This window comes from Arthrobacter sp. BC5 (genome assembly GCF_056680255.1).
In genome coordinates this window covers 1,001,241-1,016,829 of sequence record NZ_CM155273.1, presented here as the reverse complement: position 1 = coordinate 1,016,829, position 15,589 = coordinate 1,001,241, and the positions used below count along the sequence as shown (strand labels likewise).

Annotated in this window: 17 protein-coding genes and 1 riboswitch; of the genes, 11 read left to right on the top strand and 6 right to left on the bottom strand. The window is 70.3% G+C overall.

Going from position 1 to position 15,589, the window contains the following annotated elements:
• Nucleotides 1-65: 65 nt before the first annotated feature.
• Nucleotides 66-1,364 carry an MFS transporter gene (locus AC1MFI_RS04535; RefSeq protein ID WP_479819947.1) on the bottom strand — a complete coding sequence of 433 codons (1,299 nt, stop codon included), beginning with the start codon at nt 1,362-1,364 and terminating at the stop codon, nt 66-68.
• Nucleotides 1,359-1,466: riboswitch (TPP riboswitch) on the bottom strand. (Overlaps the previous gene by 6 nt.)
• Before the next feature lie 60 nt (nt 1,467-1,526).
• Here AC1MFI_RS04535 and AC1MFI_RS04530 point away from each other — a divergent pair.
• Both AC1MFI_RS04530 and AC1MFI_RS04525 read left to right on the top strand, forming a co-directional pair.
• Complete coding sequence (locus AC1MFI_RS04530; RefSeq protein ID WP_479819946.1) at nt 1,527-1,874, top strand: ArsR/SmtB family transcription factor; 348 nt, start codon at nt 1,527-1,529, stop codon at nt 1,872-1,874.
• A gap of 12 nt (nt 1,875-1,886) precedes the next feature.
• Nucleotides 1,887-2,384: an SRPBCC family protein gene (locus tag AC1MFI_RS04525; protein ID WP_479819945.1), complete on the top strand. Its 498-nt coding sequence runs from the start codon at nt 1,887-1,889 to the stop codon at nt 2,382-2,384.
• A gap of 139 nt (nt 2,385-2,523) precedes the next feature.
• On the opposite strand, the gene AC1MFI_RS04520 is transcribed toward AC1MFI_RS04525, so the two are convergent.
• Entirely contained in the window at nt 2,524-3,669 is a 1,146-nt protein-coding gene (locus tag AC1MFI_RS04520) for a fatty acid desaturase family protein (RefSeq protein WP_479819944.1), read from the bottom strand.
• Between the two features lie 21 nt (nt 3,670-3,690).
• Nucleotides 3,691-4,803, bottom strand: a complete 1,113-nt coding sequence (locus tag AC1MFI_RS04515; RefSeq protein WP_479819943.1) for a ferredoxin reductase — start codon at nt 4,801-4,803, stop codon at nt 3,691-3,693.
• Between the two features lie 98 nt (nt 4,804-4,901).
• Here AC1MFI_RS04515 and AC1MFI_RS04510 point away from each other — a divergent pair, with 98 nt between their 5' ends.
• The gene (locus AC1MFI_RS04510; protein WP_479819942.1) at nt 4,902-6,101 is read left to right on the top strand and encodes a PucR family transcriptional regulator; all 1,200 of its coding nucleotides are present in this window, start codon (nt 4,902-4,904) and stop codon (nt 6,099-6,101) included.
• 6 nt (nt 6,102-6,107) lie between these two features.
• Here AC1MFI_RS04510 and AC1MFI_RS04505 read toward each other — a convergent pair whose 3' ends face one another.
• Nucleotides 6,108-6,971 (bottom strand): DNA-3-methyladenine glycosylase family protein, encoded by an 864-nt coding sequence (locus AC1MFI_RS04505; protein WP_479819941.1) that lies wholly within the window; start codon nt 6,969-6,971, stop codon nt 6,108-6,110.
• Nucleotides 6,968-7,762: an SDR family NAD(P)-dependent oxidoreductase gene (locus tag AC1MFI_RS04500; RefSeq protein WP_479820781.1), complete on the bottom strand. Its 795-nt coding sequence runs from the start codon at nt 7,760-7,762 to the stop codon at nt 6,968-6,970. Before AC1MFI_RS04500 ends, AC1MFI_RS04505 begins: the two co-directional genes overlap by 4 nt.
• A 318-nt stretch (nt 7,763-8,080) precedes the next feature.
• On the opposite strand from AC1MFI_RS04500, the gene AC1MFI_RS04495 reads away from it, so the two are divergent.
• The 4 genes from AC1MFI_RS04495 to AC1MFI_RS04480 all read left to right on the top strand — a co-directional run bounded on the left by AC1MFI_RS04495 (nt 8,081) and on the right by AC1MFI_RS04480 (nt 11,007).
• Nucleotides 8,081-8,386, top strand: coding sequence for a DUF4193 domain-containing protein (locus AC1MFI_RS04495; RefSeq protein ID WP_479819940.1), 306 nt, complete (start codon nt 8,081-8,083; stop codon nt 8,384-8,386).
• 113 nt (nt 8,387-8,499) lie between these two features.
• A complete protein-coding gene (locus AC1MFI_RS04490; protein WP_479819939.1) occupies nt 8,500-9,141 on the top strand; it encodes an alpha/beta hydrolase in 642 nt (213 codons plus the stop codon).
• Between the two features lie 31 nt (nt 9,142-9,172).
• Nucleotides 9,173-10,099 (top strand): AEC family transporter, encoded by a 927-nt coding sequence (locus tag AC1MFI_RS04485; RefSeq protein ID WP_479819938.1) that lies wholly within the window; start codon nt 9,173-9,175, stop codon nt 10,097-10,099.
• Nucleotides 10,100-10,197: 98 nt separating this feature from the next.
• Complete coding sequence (locus AC1MFI_RS04480) at nt 10,198-11,007, top strand: YsnF/AvaK domain-containing protein (RefSeq protein WP_479819937.1); 810 nt, start codon at nt 10,198-10,200, stop codon at nt 11,005-11,007.
• A 3-nt stretch (nt 11,008-11,010) separates the two neighbouring features.
• Here the strand turns inward: AC1MFI_RS04480 and AC1MFI_RS04475 are convergent, their stop codons facing one another.
• A complete protein-coding gene (locus tag AC1MFI_RS04475) occupies nt 11,011-11,409 on the bottom strand; it encodes a VOC family protein (RefSeq protein WP_479819936.1) in 399 nt (132 codons plus the stop codon).
• Nucleotides 11,410-11,638: 229 nt separating this feature from the next.
• On the opposite strand from AC1MFI_RS04475, the gene AC1MFI_RS04470 reads away from it, so the two are divergent.
• From AC1MFI_RS04470 to AC1MFI_RS04455, 4 genes are read left to right on the top strand one after another with little or no spacing between them, the layout of a single operon-like run.
• Nucleotides 11,639-12,664: an iron-siderophore ABC transporter substrate-binding protein gene (locus AC1MFI_RS04470; protein WP_479819935.1), complete on the top strand. Its 1,026-nt coding sequence runs from the start codon at nt 11,639-11,641 to the stop codon at nt 12,662-12,664.
• On the top strand, nt 12,664-13,707 hold the full coding sequence (locus AC1MFI_RS04465; protein ID WP_479819934.1) for a FecCD family ABC transporter permease: 1,044 nt from the start codon (nt 12,664-12,666) through the stop codon (nt 13,705-13,707). Before AC1MFI_RS04470 ends, AC1MFI_RS04465 begins: the two co-directional genes overlap by 1 nt.
• A complete protein-coding gene (locus AC1MFI_RS04460) occupies nt 13,704-14,762 on the top strand; it encodes a FecCD family ABC transporter permease (RefSeq protein WP_479819933.1) in 1,059 nt (352 codons plus the stop codon). Before AC1MFI_RS04465 ends, AC1MFI_RS04460 begins: the two co-directional genes overlap by 4 nt.
• The gene (locus tag AC1MFI_RS04455; RefSeq protein ID WP_479819932.1) at nt 14,759-15,565 is read left to right on the top strand and encodes an ABC transporter ATP-binding protein; all 807 of its coding nucleotides are present in this window, start codon (nt 14,759-14,761) and stop codon (nt 15,563-15,565) included. Before AC1MFI_RS04460 ends, AC1MFI_RS04455 begins: the two co-directional genes overlap by 4 nt.
• Nucleotides 15,566-15,589: the final 24 nt, after the last annotated feature.

The following is a 15,589-nucleotide window of genomic DNA, read 5'->3' as shown; positions in this document are numbered from 1 at the left end:
CAGGACCGGCCGGAGGCGCCGTGCGGAGTGGTTGCTGCCGTCTGGATGGACCACGGCCGCCACCGTCAGCGCAGCGGGGTGCGCGTGTCCGTGTCCGGCCCCCAGCGGCCACCCGCCGCCACCAGCAGTCCGGCGACGACGAGCAGCGCTGCGATGGGGCCGTAGGTGCCGAAGGCCTGCTGGAGCGGCGGCAGGTAGTAGGGGTAGAGCGCCGGGGCCACGATCGACAGGCTGTACCCCAGGCCGTAGCCGCTGGACCTCACGCCGCCGGCGAACCTCTCGGACAGGTAGGCGCCCACCGGCCCGTACACCGAGACGGTCACCACCTGCAGGGCCGCGCAGAGCACGACGACGGACACCGGGCCGTCCACCGCGAAGATCGCCAGGAAGCAGGCAGGGGCCGTCACGGCAGCCAGCACGCCGAAGCCGATGAAGAAGCGCCGTCGTCCGACGAGGGTGGAGACCTGCCCGCAGAGCGCCATGGCGACCGCGGAGACAACCGTGGCGCACAGCAGGGTGAGCGTGACGCCGCGACCGTCGAAGGTGCCGGCCTTCGTCAGTTCGGAGGTGAGGGTCGGGATGGCCATGTAGGTCAGCAGCCACAACCCGGTCATCAGGGTGAAGGTCTGGAGGAAGACGTGCCGGTCGCGTCCTACCAGCACGTCCTTCAGCGGTGAGCGGGGCGCCGGGACCTGTGCGGCGGCGGGCGCGTCCGCGACCTGGCGCCGGTAGTACCGGAGCATGACGAGTGCGAGGATACCGCCGACGACGAACGGCACGCGCCAGCCCCAGGTGGTGTAGGAGGCAGGATCGAGGACGGTCAGCAGGACGAGGACGAGGGCGGCGATGGTCGCGTTGGCCACGGGTGACATCGCCATGATGAGTCCGCTCGCCATGCCTCGCCGCCGGGGTGCCGACCACTCCATGGCCAGCGGGACGGCGGAGGTGTATTCGCCGCCCAGGAACACGCCGCCGAGGAACCTCAGGGCAAGGATCAGTGCCACGGTCCCGCCGCCGAGCACCTCGTGACCCGGGACGGCCGCGATCAGCAGGGTCGTCGCGGCGATGCCTGCGAGGGCGACCTTCGTGGTGGCCGTGCGGCCTACGCGATCGGCGATCGGTCCGAAGATCGCGGCTCCGAGGGGGCGCCCGATCAGGGTCGCCGTGAAGACCAGCCCTGCGGTGGCCGCGACGTTCTCCGCACCGAGGAGGGTGCCCGCGGCCGGTGCGAGGGCGATCACCGGCAGGAAGATGTCGAACTGGTCCACGTAGTTCCCGAGGATTCCGCCGCGGACGGCATGACGGGCCCTCGGATCGTCGCCGATCCGCGCAGCGGTGGGGGACGGCATGGAGGTACCGGGCATCGTATTCTCGCTTCCTTCGCCGGCATGACCCGGAGCAGGTTCGGCGGTCGAAGCTGCAGCAGCTTCCTCTCAGCCCTTGCCAGGGCTCCCGCGGGAATGGGTGACTCCATCCTGCCATGCCGCCCTTGACCCCGTCCGGCCCGGCGCGTAATGTACAACCATATGGTTGTAAAACAGTTGAGTGCGGACGAGGTGGACCGCCTGTTCCAGGCGCTCGCCGACGCGACACGGAGGGACATCGTGGCGCGCGTCCTGGTCGCCGAGTATTCGGTATCGGGCCTGGCCGAGCAGTACGACATGAGTTTCGCCGCCGTGCAGAAACACGTGGCCGTCCTCGAGCGGGCCGCTCTGGTCACGAAGGAGAAGCGCGGACGGGAGCAGATCGTGCGCGGACAGGTCGACGGCGTGCAGAAGGCCCGCCGCCTGCTCGACGAGTACGAGAGGATCTGGCGGCAGCGGGTCGACCGGATCACGGACATCCTCGCCGAGGATGCCGGGGACATGGACTAGGAAGGCAGCATCATGGCGGTCATCAGTACTGAGAAGGACGTCGAGGCACTCCACTTCAGGCTCGTCGCGGAGTTCGATGCCGGAGTGGAACGCGTGTGGCGGATCTGGGCGGATCCGCAGCAGCTCCAGCGGTGGTGGGGACCGCCGACGTGGCCTGCGACGTTCGACGCCTACGAGTTCGAGGAGGGCGGGCGGGCGGCCTACTTCATGACCGGGCCCGACGGCGAGAAGGCGCGGGGATGGTGGCGCATCACCGCCGTCGAGCCTCCGCACCGGTTGAGGTTCGTCGACGGGTTCGCGGACGAGAACGGCGACCCTGTGGCCGACATGGGCGAGACGACGGCGACCGTGACGCTCGAGGACCTCGGCGGTCGTACCCGCATGACCATGACCACGGCCTTCGAGTCCCTTGAACAGCTCAACCAGATGGTGGAGATGGGCATGGAGGAGGGCATCCGGGAGGCCCTCGGCCAGGTCGATGCCCTGCTCGCGGAGGACGCCTCCGTCTGAGCCTGCGCTCGCCCACGCCGCCGGGAGTGCGGAAAGGACCGCCGGAGAGTGCTTTCGGCGGTCCTTTCCGCACTCCCGGCGGTGCAGGTCGGGCGGCGGTCGGCCCGGCCGGGACCGGGACGACCGCGCCACGCGTGCCTTACGCGGTGGCAGCCTTCGGCTTGCGGTTGGGCAGGGCGAGCTTGAAGATCTTCGCCCAGGTGGAGCCGACCTGCTTGGGCAGGGGCCCGGTGGTGTAGGGCAGGTTGTAGCGCCCGCAGATCTCGCGGACCTTCACCGCCACCTCGGCGTACCGGTTGGACGGCAGGTCGGGGAAGCAGTGGTGCTCGATCTGGTGGGACAGGTTCCCGGTCATGAGGTGCATGAACTTCGAGCCGGAGATGTTGGCCGAGCCGATCATCTGGCGGACGTACCAGTCGCCGCGCGTCTCGCCCTCGACCTCCTCCTCCGTGAAGGTGTCGGTTCCTTCGGGGAAGTGGCCGCAGAAGATGACGGCGTGCGCCCAGAAGTTGCGGATGGCGTTGGCGGCGAGCGTCCCGTAGAGGGCCTGCTTCCCCGAACCGGTCAGCATCGCGACGGCGGGGGTGGCGGCGTAGTCCTTGGAGAACTGCTTGAACACCTTGACCCCCACGGCCTTCAGGTCGCGGTTCATGGCCTCCTTGGACTTCAGGCCTTCCTTGTACTCGGGGATCTCGAGGTCGTAGAGGGCGATGCCCCACTCGAAGACCGGCGCCAGGACGGCGTTGTACAGCGGGTTGCCGAGGTTGAAGGGTCGCCATGGCTGGTCGGGATCCATGCGGAGCAGGTTGTATCCGACGTCCCGGTCCTTCCCGATGACGTTGGTCCAGCGGTGGTGCAGGTCGTTGTGGGTGTGCTGCCAGGAGCGCGCCGGGGTGACGAAGTCCCACTCCCAGGTGGTGGAGTGGATGTCGGGATCCCGCATCCAGTCCCACTGGCCGTGGAGCACGTTGTGCCCGATCTCCATGTTCTCGAGGATCTTCGCGATGCTCAGCATCGCCGTGCCGGCGAACCAGGCGGGCTTGTACTTGCTGAACAGGAGCGTGCCGCGCCCCGCGAACTCGAGGCTCCGCTGGACCTTGATGACGCGGCGGATGTAGGCGGCATCCGTTGCGCCGCGCTTGGCGAGGATCTCGTCCCGTACGGCGTCGAGCTCGCGGCCGAGGGCTTCGACCTGCTCGTCCGTCAGGTGTTTGGCGGCGTCCGGGCGGACCAGGGGGTGGCCCGAGGCCGCAAGGGCGCCCGGGCGTGTCAGCGTGGTGGTCATGGAAGCTCCTCTGGTGGGGGATTAAAGGTCGAGGTTCACGGGCCCGGCGGCTGCCGAGACGCAGGTCTGGATGAGTTGGCCGGGCGCGTTGTGCAGTTCGCCGGTGCGGAGGTCGCGGACCTGCCCGGCGCGCAGCGGGATCAGGCAGCTGTGGCAGATGCCCATGCGGCAGCCGCTCGGCATGAGGATGCCGGCGTCCTCGCCGATATCGAGCAGGGGGGTGTCGCCGTCGGCCTGCACCTCGCGGTCGGACTGCTCGAAGGTGACGAGGCCGCCGTCGTGGCCGGCACCGGCCGTGAGGTCCGTGCTGAACCGCTCGATGGTCAGCGTGCCCGTGGTCGAAGCCTGTCCTTCGGTGCCCGCCGGAACGCTCGGGACGGTGCGTGCCGTCTCCAGGGCCGCTTCGCGCTCCCACAACTCCTCGGCGGCGTTGAGGAAGCCCTCCGGCCCGCAGGCATAAGCTGCCCGGGAGCGCCAGTCCGGGCACAGGTCCGCGATGGTCTTCGCCGTGAACTCCAGCCGGCCGCGGGCGCTCGTGAACCAGTGGCGGACCGTGAGGTTGGGGAACTGGTCGGCCAGTTCGTCCAGTTCCTCGCGGAACAGGCTCTTCTCCGGGGTGCTGTTCGAGTTGATGAGCACCACGTTCGCATCCGGTCGGCGGGGGACCAGGGTGCGGATCATGGACATGACCGGGGTGATGCCGCTGCCCGCGGTGAGCATGAGCAGGGACCTCGGGTGCTCGGGGAGCACGAAGTCACCCTGGGGAGGCGCGAGGAACAGGACGTCACCCGGCTTGGTGTCCCGCACCAGGACGTGCGACACGGAGCCGGCGTCCTTCACCGTGATGGCCGGATCATGCCCGGCGGCGTTGCTCAGGGAGTACGAGCGCCAGTGCCGTACGCCGTCGAGTTCCACGCCGATGCGCGCCCACTGGCCGGCCTGGTGTGCATGCCAGCCGTTGCCGGGATGGAAGTAGATGGTGGCCGAGTCCTCGGTCTCGTGCACCACCCGGGTGACGACGCCGCGGAGCTGTCGTGAGGAGTACACGGGATTGAACAGCGCGAGGAAGTCTTCCGGCGTGAGCGGTGTGATGAGCGCGGATGCTGCACGCGCCAGCTTGGTGAACCGGATCATTGAATTAACGATATAGCCTCTCCCGCTAGAAATCTTCACTCCGGGCATACAGTTGGGGGAGGAGAATTATTGCAGCGAAATAGATAAGGGGTGCTCGGATGAGTTCTGACGAGGTATCGGTCGCTCCGCCGGAACCACCGTGGCTTGCCCTTCCGCCGGAGGTGAGCGACCGCCTGAGGCCCCTCACCGCCGATCTGGTGGAGGCGATCATCCAGGCCGTCCCCCAACTGGTCCCGGCCTATGCCCGTCCGATCGAGGGTGGCTTCGGCCGGGGACTGCGCCTCGGCGTGGCGGTCGCCCTGGACCGGTTCCTCGAATTGCCGGGCACGAGGCTGCCCGCCCTGTCCGACCAGAGCCGCCAGCTCGTGGCGGGCCTCGGCCGCGGCGAATTCCAGCAGGGACGCAGTATGGATTCGTTGCTCGGCGCCTACCGGATGGGCGCGCGCGTGACCTTCCGGGAGATGTCGCGCCGCTCGATGGAGGAGGGCCTCGGCTCCGCCGTGGTGGTGGATCTCGGCGAATCGATCATGGCGTACATCGACGAGCTCTCCGCCGTGAGTGCCCAGGCCTACGCCTTCGAGCAGTCGGAACGCGCCGGCGCGGTCGACCGGCGGCGCGCCGAACTGCTGGAACTGCTGCTGCTCGGCCAGGCGGACGAGACCGCGCTGCGCCAGGCGGCCTCGCTCGCCGACTGGACCGTGCCTGCGCAGCTCGCCGTCGTGACGCTTCCGCTGGAGCGGGCCCAGGGGCTCCGGCAGCGGCTCGCACCCGGGGCGATCATCATCGAACGCGAGACCGACGCCGTCGCCCTGGTGCCCGAGCGCGGACCGGCGTCGCGTGCCGAGCTGCACCGGGTCCTTGCCGGCAGGAGCGCGGCGGTCGGTCCCGCAGGCAGCCTCGAGCAGGTCCCGGAGTCGTTGCGCCTGGCGGTCCTGGCGGCATCCATGCTGCCGCAGCGCGAGGGCGACGACGATCCGCCGGTCTGGGCGGACGAGCACCTGACGGAGGTGGTCCTGGCCGCTGAGCCCTCGGCCGTCGGCGAACTGGCCCGGCGGCGGCTCACACCGCTGGCAGGGCTGCCCGACGGCCAGCGGGAGAAGCTCGAGGAGACCCTGCTGGCCTGGCTGCGGCACTGGGGCCAGCGGGCGCCCATCGCCGAGGAGCTCGGCATCCATCCGCAGACCGTCGGCTATCGCGTGCTGCAGTTGCGCGAGCTGTTCGGCGACGACCTGAAGGATCCGAAGGTGCGCTTCGAGCTGGAGATCGCGCTGCGCAGCGGCCGGAGGACCGCTGTCTGAGTACATCTAGGCTCCGCTGTAGGTCGCCGAGGTCCAGAGATGGAACAGGGCGTACGCGCGGTACGGGCGCCAGGCCTCCGAAAGGAGTTCGGCGTCCCTGATGCTCGGGTTGCCCATCGCCCGGCGCGCCACGAGGTCGCCGGGCGTGAAGGCGTCGGGGTCCCGCAGGACCCGCACGGCGAGATAGTCCGCGGACCACGGGCCGATGCCCGGGAGGGCGAGCAGTTCCTTCCGGAGCGCCGCATGGTCCCCGTCGGCGTCGAGGGACAGCCCTCCGGCGACGGCGCGCGCCACGTTCTGCACGGTGGCCGCGCGGGTACGGGTCACCCCGACAGCGGCGCGCAGCTCCTCGTGCGGTGCGTCGGCGATCGCCTCCGGGGTGGGGAACGCGATGAGCCCGGAGGATGACGGAGTGCCGTAGGCCGCGGCGAGCCTGCCGCCGAACGTTCCTCCCGCGGCGACGGACACCTGCTGCCCGAGGACCGTCATGACCGCGGCCTCGAAGGCGTCCGGATAGCCGACGGCGCGCAGCCCGGGGCGCCGTCGCACCAGCGGGCCGAGGAGCGGGTCCTGCCAGAATGCGCGGGCGACGGCGCCGGTGTCCGTATCGAGGTCCAGCCACGCCCGGGTGGTCCGGACGAGCTGCGCGAAGTCACCGCCGTCCTCCGTGTCGGCCGTGAGCTCGACGCCGTCGGCCCGGATGGTGACCGTGATGCGGCAGGGCCCGCCCGGCGTCGCCAGCAGGCGCGTGTGCGTGCGCCCTTCGCGGTCCGTCAGCTCACAGCCGGGGATGGCGTGGTTGGCGAGGATCGCGGCCATCGGGCCGGCGTCGAGCGCGCCGTTCGGCGGAAGGACCGCGGTGAGGCTCACGGGAGGATGGAGTCCACGTACCCGCCGTCCACCCGAACGGCCGCACCCGTGGTCGCCGAGGCGAGCGGCGAGGCGAGGTAGGTGACCATGTTCGCGATCTCCTGGGGCTCGATCAGGCGTTCGAGCAGCGACTGGGGGCGATGGTCCGTCATGAACCGGCGCTGCGCTTCCTCCCACTCGAGGTCCTTGTCCACGAGCTGGTACACGAAGTCCTCGACGCCGCCGGTGTGGGTGGGGCCGGCGATGATCGAGTTCACGGTGACGCCTGTCCCGCTCGCCTCCTTCGCGAAACCACGGGACACGGCGAGCAGTGCCGTCTTCGAGACGCCGTAGTGGATCATCTCGGCGGGAACGGCGACGGCGGAATCGCTGGCGATGTACTGGATGCGTCCCCAGCCGGCACCGATCATGCCGGGCAGGTAGGCGCGTGTGAGCCGGATCGCGGTGAGGACGTTGACGTCGAAGTAGCGGCGCCACTCGGCGTCGTCGATCTCGAGGGCCGGCTGCGCGCCGAAGATCCCGAGGTTGTTGATGAGGACGTCCACGGCGGGCAGGACGGCGAGGGCCTTCGCCACGCCGTCGTCGGTGGTGACATCGGCGGGGACGGCGATGAGCTCGGCGTCGGGTACGTCCTCCCGGATCGCCTCCATGGCACGGGTGACACTGCGGTTGCTGCGACCGTTGACTCCCACGCGGGTGCCCGCGGCGGCCAGGGTGGCCGCGATCGCCAGCCCGATGCCCTGGGTGGATCCCGTGACGAGTGCCGTCTTGCCGCTGAGGTCGATCGCCAATGCCATGGATGCTCCTGGAACGGTGGGGAGGGTCTGGGTCCCACCCTACGACGGCGGCCGTGCCACGGCGGTCGTGCCACGGCGGTCGTGCCACGGCGTGCCTCGCCGGGGGAGTCGAGGCGTCCTGCCGCCCGTCCGCCTAGCATGCCCGGCGCATCGCGTCACAAAGGGGTGCGGATCGGCGTGCCGGGGACGGTTGGAGAAAAATACCAGCCGCACCGGGTATATTGCAGCCGGTATATGGAATACTTCCGCCTCCGCCGAGGTTGAGAGTGGCATCTGGGCGTCATTCCCGCCCACAGAAGGAGATCTACCGCAATGGCAACCGACTACGACGAGCCACGCGTTCGCCCGGAAGACCAGCCGGCCAACGAGTCCCTCGAGGCAATCCAGGCACAGCGCAGCGCGACCACGCAGACTGCGTTGATCGATGTCGAGGACGGCGAAACCGCTGAAGGCATCGACCTCCCCGGGGCCGATCTTTCCCACGAGGAACTCCTGATCCAGGTCATCCCGCAGCAGGAGGACGAATTCACCTGCATGTCCTGCTTCCTGGTGCACCACCGCAGCCAGCTTGCACGCGAGAAGAACGGCGAGAAGTTCTGCTCCGAGTGCGAGGGCTGACAGTCCCTCCGGACGTACGCAGAGCCCCCGGCCCGATGGCCGGGGGCTCTCTTGCTTAACCGGTTCGGCCGGGCCGGGCCCACCGCTCTCCGCCGCCGCAGTACGGTGGGAGCATGAAATCCTCGCACGTCATCGTCCTGCCCGGGGGCGGCTACACCATGCTGTCCGACAACGAGGCCGAGGTGGTCGCCGAGCGCCTGCGCTCGTTCGGCCTCTCCGCCAGCGTGTTCGGCTACCCTGTGCACACCCGGCACCCCGGACCGCTCGCCGCCGTCCGCGCCGAGATCCGCCGTGTCCGCGCCTCCGGCGTCGAACGGCTGGCGCTCCTCGGCTTCTCGGCCGGCGGGCACCTCGCGGGACACGCGGCGCTGGCGCCCCTCGGCGAGCCGGACGAGCGCGTGGACGCCGCCGTCCTCTGCTATCCCGTGGTGTCCATGGAACTCGCGACCCACCGGGGCTCGCAGGACGAACTGCTCGGCCCCGACGCCGGCGGGAGGATCCGCGCCTCCACTTCGCTCGACCGCCTCGTCACACCGGACGCACCGCCGTTCTTCATCTGGCACACCGCTGCGGACGAGGCCGTCCCCGTGGAGCACGCCTACCTGCTCGGGCAGTCGCTCGCGGCACACGCGGTCCCGCACGCCCTGCACGTCTTCGAGCAGGGCGAGCACGGCCTCGGGCTGGCGGAGGGAAGCGGCGCAGCGGAGCAGTGGAGCCGCCTGGCGAGTGAGTGGCTCCTGGCCCGCGGCTGGTGATCGCGAAGGTCCCGTCCGCCGGTACCCGCCCGTGATCGTGCAGACCCTCGTGGCGCTGGGACCGGTGATCGGCCTGATAGCCCTCGGCTACGCCATCCGTGCCCGCGGCTTCCTGGCGCCGGCGTTCTGGCGGCCGGCCGAGCGGCTCTGCTACTTCATCCTCCTGCCGGCGCTGTTCATCCACGGGACGGCGACGGCGGACCTCGCGGGACTGCCGATCGGCCTGATGGCGCCGGTCCTCGCCGGGCCGGTCGTCCTGGCGGCCCTCGGTCTCGTGGCCGCCCAGCGCCGGCTGGACCTCGACGGTCCCGCCTTCACCTCCGTCCTGCAGGGCAGCATCCGGTTCAACAACTACCTCGGCCTGTCGATCGCCCTCGCCCTGTTCGGGTCCGACGGCGTGGCGCTCGCTGCGATCGCGAACACCATCCTCGTGCCGCTCGTGAACGTCATCTGCACGCTCGCCTTCGCGCGCTACGGCTCGGAGAAGCTGACCCTGGGCGGCACGCTCCGGAGCATCGCCACCAATCCGCTGATCCTGGGATGCGCGATCGGCATCCTGCTCAACGTGACGGGCATCGGGTTGCCGCCGGGGATCTCCGATCTGGTGCGGACCCTGGGCAGCGCGTCGCTGCCGCTCGGACTCCTGTGCGTGGGGGCGGCGCTGGAGCTGCGGAGCATGGGCCGCACCGTCGGTGCCGTGGGCCTCGCCACCGCGGTCAAGTTCTCGGTGCTGCCCGGCCTCGGCATCGCAGGATGCCTGCTCGTGGGGCTCACCGGCGAGCCGGCCGCGACGGTGATCCTCTTCCTGTCCCTGCCGACGGCGTCCTCCGCGTACGTCATGGCCCGGGCGCTCGGCGGGGACGCGCGACTCATGGCCTCCACGATCACCCTGCAGACGGTGGCCGGCGTGCTCTACCTGCCGTTCGTGTTCCTCGTGATCCGGGTGCTCACCGGCTGAGTGGCGCCCTCCGGACCCCCTCCGGTAGTAAGCATGCTTGCTATCGCTTCCGGTGGCACCTACGGTGAAGGGGAGCCAACCTCCTCGAAAGGGCCATCATGATCACGCTTGAACAGATGAAGGACTCCATGAACGCCGGCGCCAACGTGCTGAGCGAGGACGGAGCCGTGCTCGGCCCCATGGGCCAGCTCTACGTCGACGACGCCACCGGGGAGCCCAGCTGGGTCACCGTGGCCACCCACACCATGGGGAGTCCCGAGTCCTTCGCGCCGCTGCGCGGGGCCGTGCTCGACGGCCGCGACGTCCGCCTGCCCTATACGCACGGCAAGGTCTACGAATCCCCGAAGATGTCGCAGGACGGGCACCTCAGCCCCGAGGAGGAACAGCACCTCCTGCGCTACTACGGCCTGATGCCCTCCAAGGACGAGGAGCTCGCGACCCGGGAGCAGTCCTCCGCGGCAGTGGCGCGGACGCAGTCCTCCCGCCCGGAGGGCGACTACTCGATGACGCGCTCGGAGGAGCAGCTCCGCGTGGGCACCGAGATCCGGGAGACGGAGCGCGTACGCCTCGTCAAGCGCGTCGTCACCGAGGACGTCACCATGACGGTGCAGATCCGCCGCGAGGAGCTCGTCGTGGAGCGCGTGCCGATCAAGGACGGCACGCCGTTCTACGACGACGGCCAGGGCACCTTCACGGAGGCCGAGCGCGAGCGCCTCTACTCGGCGGTCGAGACCGCGTTCAACGGGGACACGGTCGAGGTGGTCCTGTACGAGGAGAAGCCGCGCGTCGAGGTGGATGTCGTCCCGATCGAGCGCGTCCGGATGCGCCGCGAGGCCCGCACGCATGACGAGAGCGTCGGCGGCCAGGTGCGCAAGGAAGTCATCGAGACGGAACGCATCGAGCTGTAGCGCTCAGTACTCCCGGGAGGACAGCACGCAGAACTCGTTGCCGTCCGGGTCGGCGAGGACATCCCACGAGACATCCGGGCCCTGGCCGACGTCGATCCGCTGCGCGCCGAGAGTGATCAGTCGCTCGATCTCGGCGTCGCGGTCCTGGCCGGTCTGGGGCGCGAGATCGAGATGCAGCCGGTTCTTCCCCTGCTTGCCGTGCGTCACGGGCACGAAGACGAGGCCCGGCGGCACCTGCTCGAACCTGAGCGTGGGCCCGAGTTCGCGGGCCCACGGCGGTACGAGCACGGCCTCGTCGTCGGAGTCGAACAGAACCTCCCATCCGAGGGCTTGGGCCCACCACCGCGCCAGGGCGCGGTGGTCGGTGGACTCGATGACGGTGGAGTACCAGCGCAGTGCCATGCCCTGATTGTGCTCCGGTCAGGGACGGCCCGCGCGGTATTCCGGACAGGGATTGTCCGCATCGCGAAGGAGTGGCAGGGCGATCCGGCAGGCGCCGGGAAGGCAGCGATGAATAACGTCACGAGAGCGTGCGCTAATTGCTGCTAAGGTCATCCTTACCTGACGCACCGAGGTTGGACGAGACCGGTTGTGCTTTGGTACCGCCTGATCGCCTCCCCGGAAGGAACCAATGCTCCGCGCCCCCAGACTCCTCGCCCTCGCCGCCGCGGCGTCCATGACGGTCGCCCTCGGTGGCTGTGCCACTCCGGCCCAGGGGCAGGACGCCGCCGCGTCCGACGCCGGTTCCGGGACGATCACGATCGAGCACGCTTTCGGGACCACCACCCTCCCGGAGAAGCCGGAGCGCGTCGCGACCGTCGCCTGGGCCAACCAGGAAGTGCCGCTGGCACTCGGCGTCGTGCCGGTGGGCATGGCAGCGGCGACGTTCGGGGACGACGACGGCGACGGCGTCCTCCCCTGGGTCTCGGAGAAGCTCGAGGAGCTCGGCGGCGAGACGCCCGTCCTCTTCGACGAGACCGACGGCATCGACTTCGAGGCCGTTGCCGACACCGCCCCCGACGTGATCCTCGCGGCCTACTCGGGGCTGACGCAGGAGGACTACGACACGCTCAGCGAGATCGCTCCCGTCGTCGCGTTCCCGGAGACCGCGTGGGGCGCCCCCTGGCGCGAGATGATCGAACTCAACAGCGCCGGGATGGGCATGGCCGAGGAGGGCGAGGAGCTGATCGCCGACCTGGACCAGCAGATCAGCGACGCCACGGCGAAGTTCCCCGCGATCGCCGGCAAGAAGACCATGTTCATGACGCACGTTGACCCGACCGACCTCAGCGAGGTCAGCTACTACACCACCCACGACACGCGCGCCATGTTCTTCCAGGACCTGGGACTCGCGACCCCCGAGAGCGTCGCCACAGCCTCGGCCGAGACCGATCTCTTCTCCGGAACCCTCAGCACCGAACAGGCCGATGTCCTCGACGACGTCGACATCATCGTCACCTACGGGGACGACGAGCTCGTCTCCACCCTCGAGGCCGACCCGCTCCTCTCGCAGATCCCCGCCGTCGCGAGGAAGGCCATCGTGAACCTGCCCGGCACCACGCCCGTCGGGACCGCGGCGAACCCCACGCCGCTGTCCATCTCCTGGGTGCTCGAGGACTACCTCACGCTCATCTCGGACGCCGCAGACAGGTCGTAGTGGCCGCTCCCGCTCCACAGACCGCCGCAGGTCCCGCTCCCGAGCGGGGCCTGCGGCGGTTGCGGCCGGTGTGGGTCCTCGTCCTGCTGGCAGCCCTGGGCGGCGTCATGGTCGCGTCCGTGATCATCGGGTCCCGCGACGTCGCGATGGCCGACGTCCTGGCGGCGCTCGGCGGATCGACCGACGGCTTCAACGAGGCGGCGGTGGCCAAGCGGATCCCCCGCACCCTGCTGGCCGTACTCGCGGGCGCGGCGCTGGGCCTCTCCGGAGCGGTCATGCAGGGCGTCACGCGCAATCCCCTCGCCGACCCCGGGATCCTCGGCGTCACCACGGGCGCTTCCCTCGCGGTCGTGGTGGGCATCGCCACGGTCGGCCTCGGTTCGGCGACGGGCTACATCTGGTTCGCCATCGCCGGGGCCTCCGTCACCGCGGTGTTCGTCTACGTGATCGGATCCCTCGGCCGTGGAGGAGCGACGCCGCTCAAGCTGGCACTGGCCGGCGCGGCCACCTCCGCAGCACTGACCTCGCTCATCAGCGCCGTGGTCCTGCCGCGCGGGGACATCTCCGGCAGCGTACGGTCCTGGCTCATCGGCGGCGTGGGCGGCGGGACGTTCTCGGGCATCGGCCAGGTCCTCCCCTTCCTCGCCGTCGGCCTCGCCCTGAGCCTCCTCTCCGCGCGGTCCCTGAATTCCCTCGCCCTGGGTGACGAGCTCGCGGCCGGCCTCGGGGAGCGCGTGGCCGTCGCCCGCGGCAGCGCGGCGTTCGGGGCCGTCCTCCTGTGCGGGGCGGTGACCGCGGTGACCGGGCCCATCGGCTTCGTCGGGCTCGTCGTCCCCCACGCGTGCCGCCTGCTGATCGGCGTCGATCATCGCTGGCTCCTGCCGATGTCCGCCGTCCTGGGCGCGGTCCTGCTCACCTCCACGGACGTGCTCGGGCGGATCGTGGCCCGCCCCGAGGAGATCGACGTCGGCATCATCACCGCGCTCGTCGGAGCGCCGTTCTTCATCTACATCGTGCGCCGACAGAAGGTCCGGGAGCTATGACGACACTGCAGGCCCAGCGGCGGATCGGGATCTCCGCCCACGAGATCGCAGGAGGACGGCGCCGGCGCACCCTGCGCCGGCGCGTCGTCGTCGGCGTCCTCGCGGGCCTGATCGTCGTCGCCTTCGCGGTCTCCCTCTCGGTCGGACAGACCTACTATCCGCCGAGGGACGTCCTCGGCGTGATGCTGGGCCAGGACATCGACGGCGCCGGCTTCACCGTCGGCCGCCTGCGGCTGCCCCGGGCGACGCTCGCGGTGATCGCCGGTCTCTGCTTCGGGATCGGTGGCGTGACCTTCCAGACCATGCTCCGCAACCCCCTGGCGAGCCCGGACATCATCGGGATCAGCGCCGGCGCGAGCGCTGCCGCAGCCTTCGCCATCATCACGCTCGGCCTCGGGGCAACCCAGGTGTCGGTCGTCGCGATCGTCGCCGGGCTCGGGATCGCCCTGCTGGTGTACGGGCTGTCCTTCAAGGACGGCGTGGTGGGCACACGGCTGATCCTGATCGGCATCGGCATCGCCGCCATGCTCGACAGCCTCACGGCGTACGTGCTCAGCCGGGCCGCCCAGTGGGACCTGCAGGAGGCATCCCGGTGGCTCACGGGAAGCCTGAACGGGGCGCGGTGGTCGGAGGTGCTGCCCGTGGCGATCGCCTTCGCCGTCCTCGCGCCCGTGCTCCTCACGCAGTCCCGGAACCTCGCCGCCTCGCAGCTCGGTGACGACACCGCCGCCGCCCTCGGCGTCAGGGTGGAGCGGACGCGGATCATCGTGATCATCGCCGCCGTCGGGCTGATCGCCTTCGCGACGGCGGCCGCGGGTCCCATCGCGTTCGTCGCCTTCCTCTCCGGGCCGATCGCGGCCCGGATCGTCGGGCCCGGCGCTTCCCTGCTCATCCCCTCCGCGCTGGTCGGGAGCCTGCTCGTGGTGACCGCGGACTTCCTCGGCCAGTACGCCTTCGACGTCCGGTACCCGGTGGGCGTCATCACGGGTGTCCTCGGGGCGCCCTACCTCGTCTATCTGATCGTGCGGACCAACCGCTCGGGAGGTTCACTATGACCGCAGCCCACACCCTCGACGTCCAGGACCTGAGCGCCGGCTACGGCGCACGGACCGTCATCGAGCACCTGGACCTCCGCGTACCGATGGGCGGCATCTCGGTGATCGTCGGCGCCAACGCGTGCGGCAAGTCCACGCTGCTGCGGTCGATGTCCAGGCTCCTGGCGCCCCGCAGCGGGCAGGTGGTGCTCGACGGGCGTGCGGTGCACCGGATACCGGCGAAGGAGCTCGCCCGGACGCTCGGGCTCCTGCCGCAGTCACCGTCGGCACCCGAGGGCATCACGGTCGCGGACCTGGTAGGGCGGGGGCGGCACCCGCACCAGGGATTGTTCTCCCGCTGGACGCCGGCCGATGACCAGGCCGTCGCCGATGCGCTCACGGCCACGGACACGGCGGCGCTCGCCGAGCGGCCCGTGGACGAGCTCTCCGGCGGGCAGAGGCAGCGCGTCTGGATCGCCATGGCCCTGGCGCAGCAGACCGATGTGCTCCTCCTCGACGAGCCGACGACGTTCCTCGACGTCAGCCATCAGCTCGAGGTCCTCGATCTCCTGACGGACCTCAACCGCTCGCGCGGCACCACGATCGTGATCGTGCTGCACGACCTCAACCTGGCCGCCCGGTACGCCGATCACCTGATCGCGCTCAGGGAGGGCCGGGTCCATGCGCTCGGCACCCCCGCGGAGGTGCTCACCGAGGACACCATCCGCGCCGTGTTCGGCCTGGAGAGCAAGGTGGTCCTCGATCCGACGTCGAACAAGCCCCTCATGCTCCCCCTCGGGCGCCACCACACCATGGCGGGGTGACGCGCGGACGGCATCGCCGCGGCG

Bases quoted from the DNA above. Each gene is read 5' to 3' on its own strand.
- AC1MFI_RS04535 (WP_479819947.1), bottom strand. From the start codon at position 1,364: ATGCCCGGTACCTCCATGCCGTCCCCCACCGCTGCGCGGATCGGCGAC.
- AC1MFI_RS04530 (WP_479819946.1), top strand. From the start codon at position 1,527: ATGGTTGTAAAACAGTTGAGTGCGGACGAGGTGGACCGCCTGTTCCAG.
- AC1MFI_RS04525 (WP_479819945.1), top strand. From the start codon at position 1,887: ATGGCGGTCATCAGTACTGAGAAGGACGTCGAGGCACTCCACTTCAGG.
- AC1MFI_RS04520 (WP_479819944.1), bottom strand. From the start codon at position 3,669: ATGACCACCACGCTGACACGCCCGGGCGCCCTTGCGGCCTCGGGCCAC.
- AC1MFI_RS04515 (WP_479819943.1), bottom strand. From the start codon at position 4,803: ATGATCCGGTTCACCAAGCTGGCGCGTGCAGCATCCGCGCTCATCACA.
- AC1MFI_RS04510 (WP_479819942.1), top strand. From the start codon at position 4,902: ATGAGTTCTGACGAGGTATCGGTCGCTCCGCCGGAACCACCGTGGCTT.
- AC1MFI_RS04495 (WP_479819940.1), top strand. From the start codon at position 8,081: ATGGCAACCGACTACGACGAGCCACGCGTTCGCCCGGAAGACCAGCCG.
- AC1MFI_RS04490 (WP_479819939.1), top strand. From the start codon at position 8,500: ATGAAATCCTCGCACGTCATCGTCCTGCCCGGGGGCGGCTACACCATG.
- AC1MFI_RS04480 (WP_479819937.1), top strand. From the start codon at position 10,198: ATGATCACGCTTGAACAGATGAAGGACTCCATGAACGCCGGCGCCAAC.
- AC1MFI_RS04475 (WP_479819936.1), bottom strand. From the start codon at position 11,409: ATGGCACTGCGCTGGTACTCCACCGTCATCGAGTCCACCGACCACCGC.
- AC1MFI_RS04470 (WP_479819935.1), top strand. From the start codon at position 11,639: ATGCTCCGCGCCCCCAGACTCCTCGCCCTCGCCGCCGCGGCGTCCATG.
- AC1MFI_RS04460 (WP_479819933.1), top strand. From the start codon at position 13,704: ATGACGACACTGCAGGCCCAGCGGCGGATCGGGATCTCCGCCCACGAG.
- AC1MFI_RS04455 (WP_479819932.1), top strand. From the start codon at position 14,759: ATGACCGCAGCCCACACCCTCGACGTCCAGGACCTGAGCGCCGGCTAC.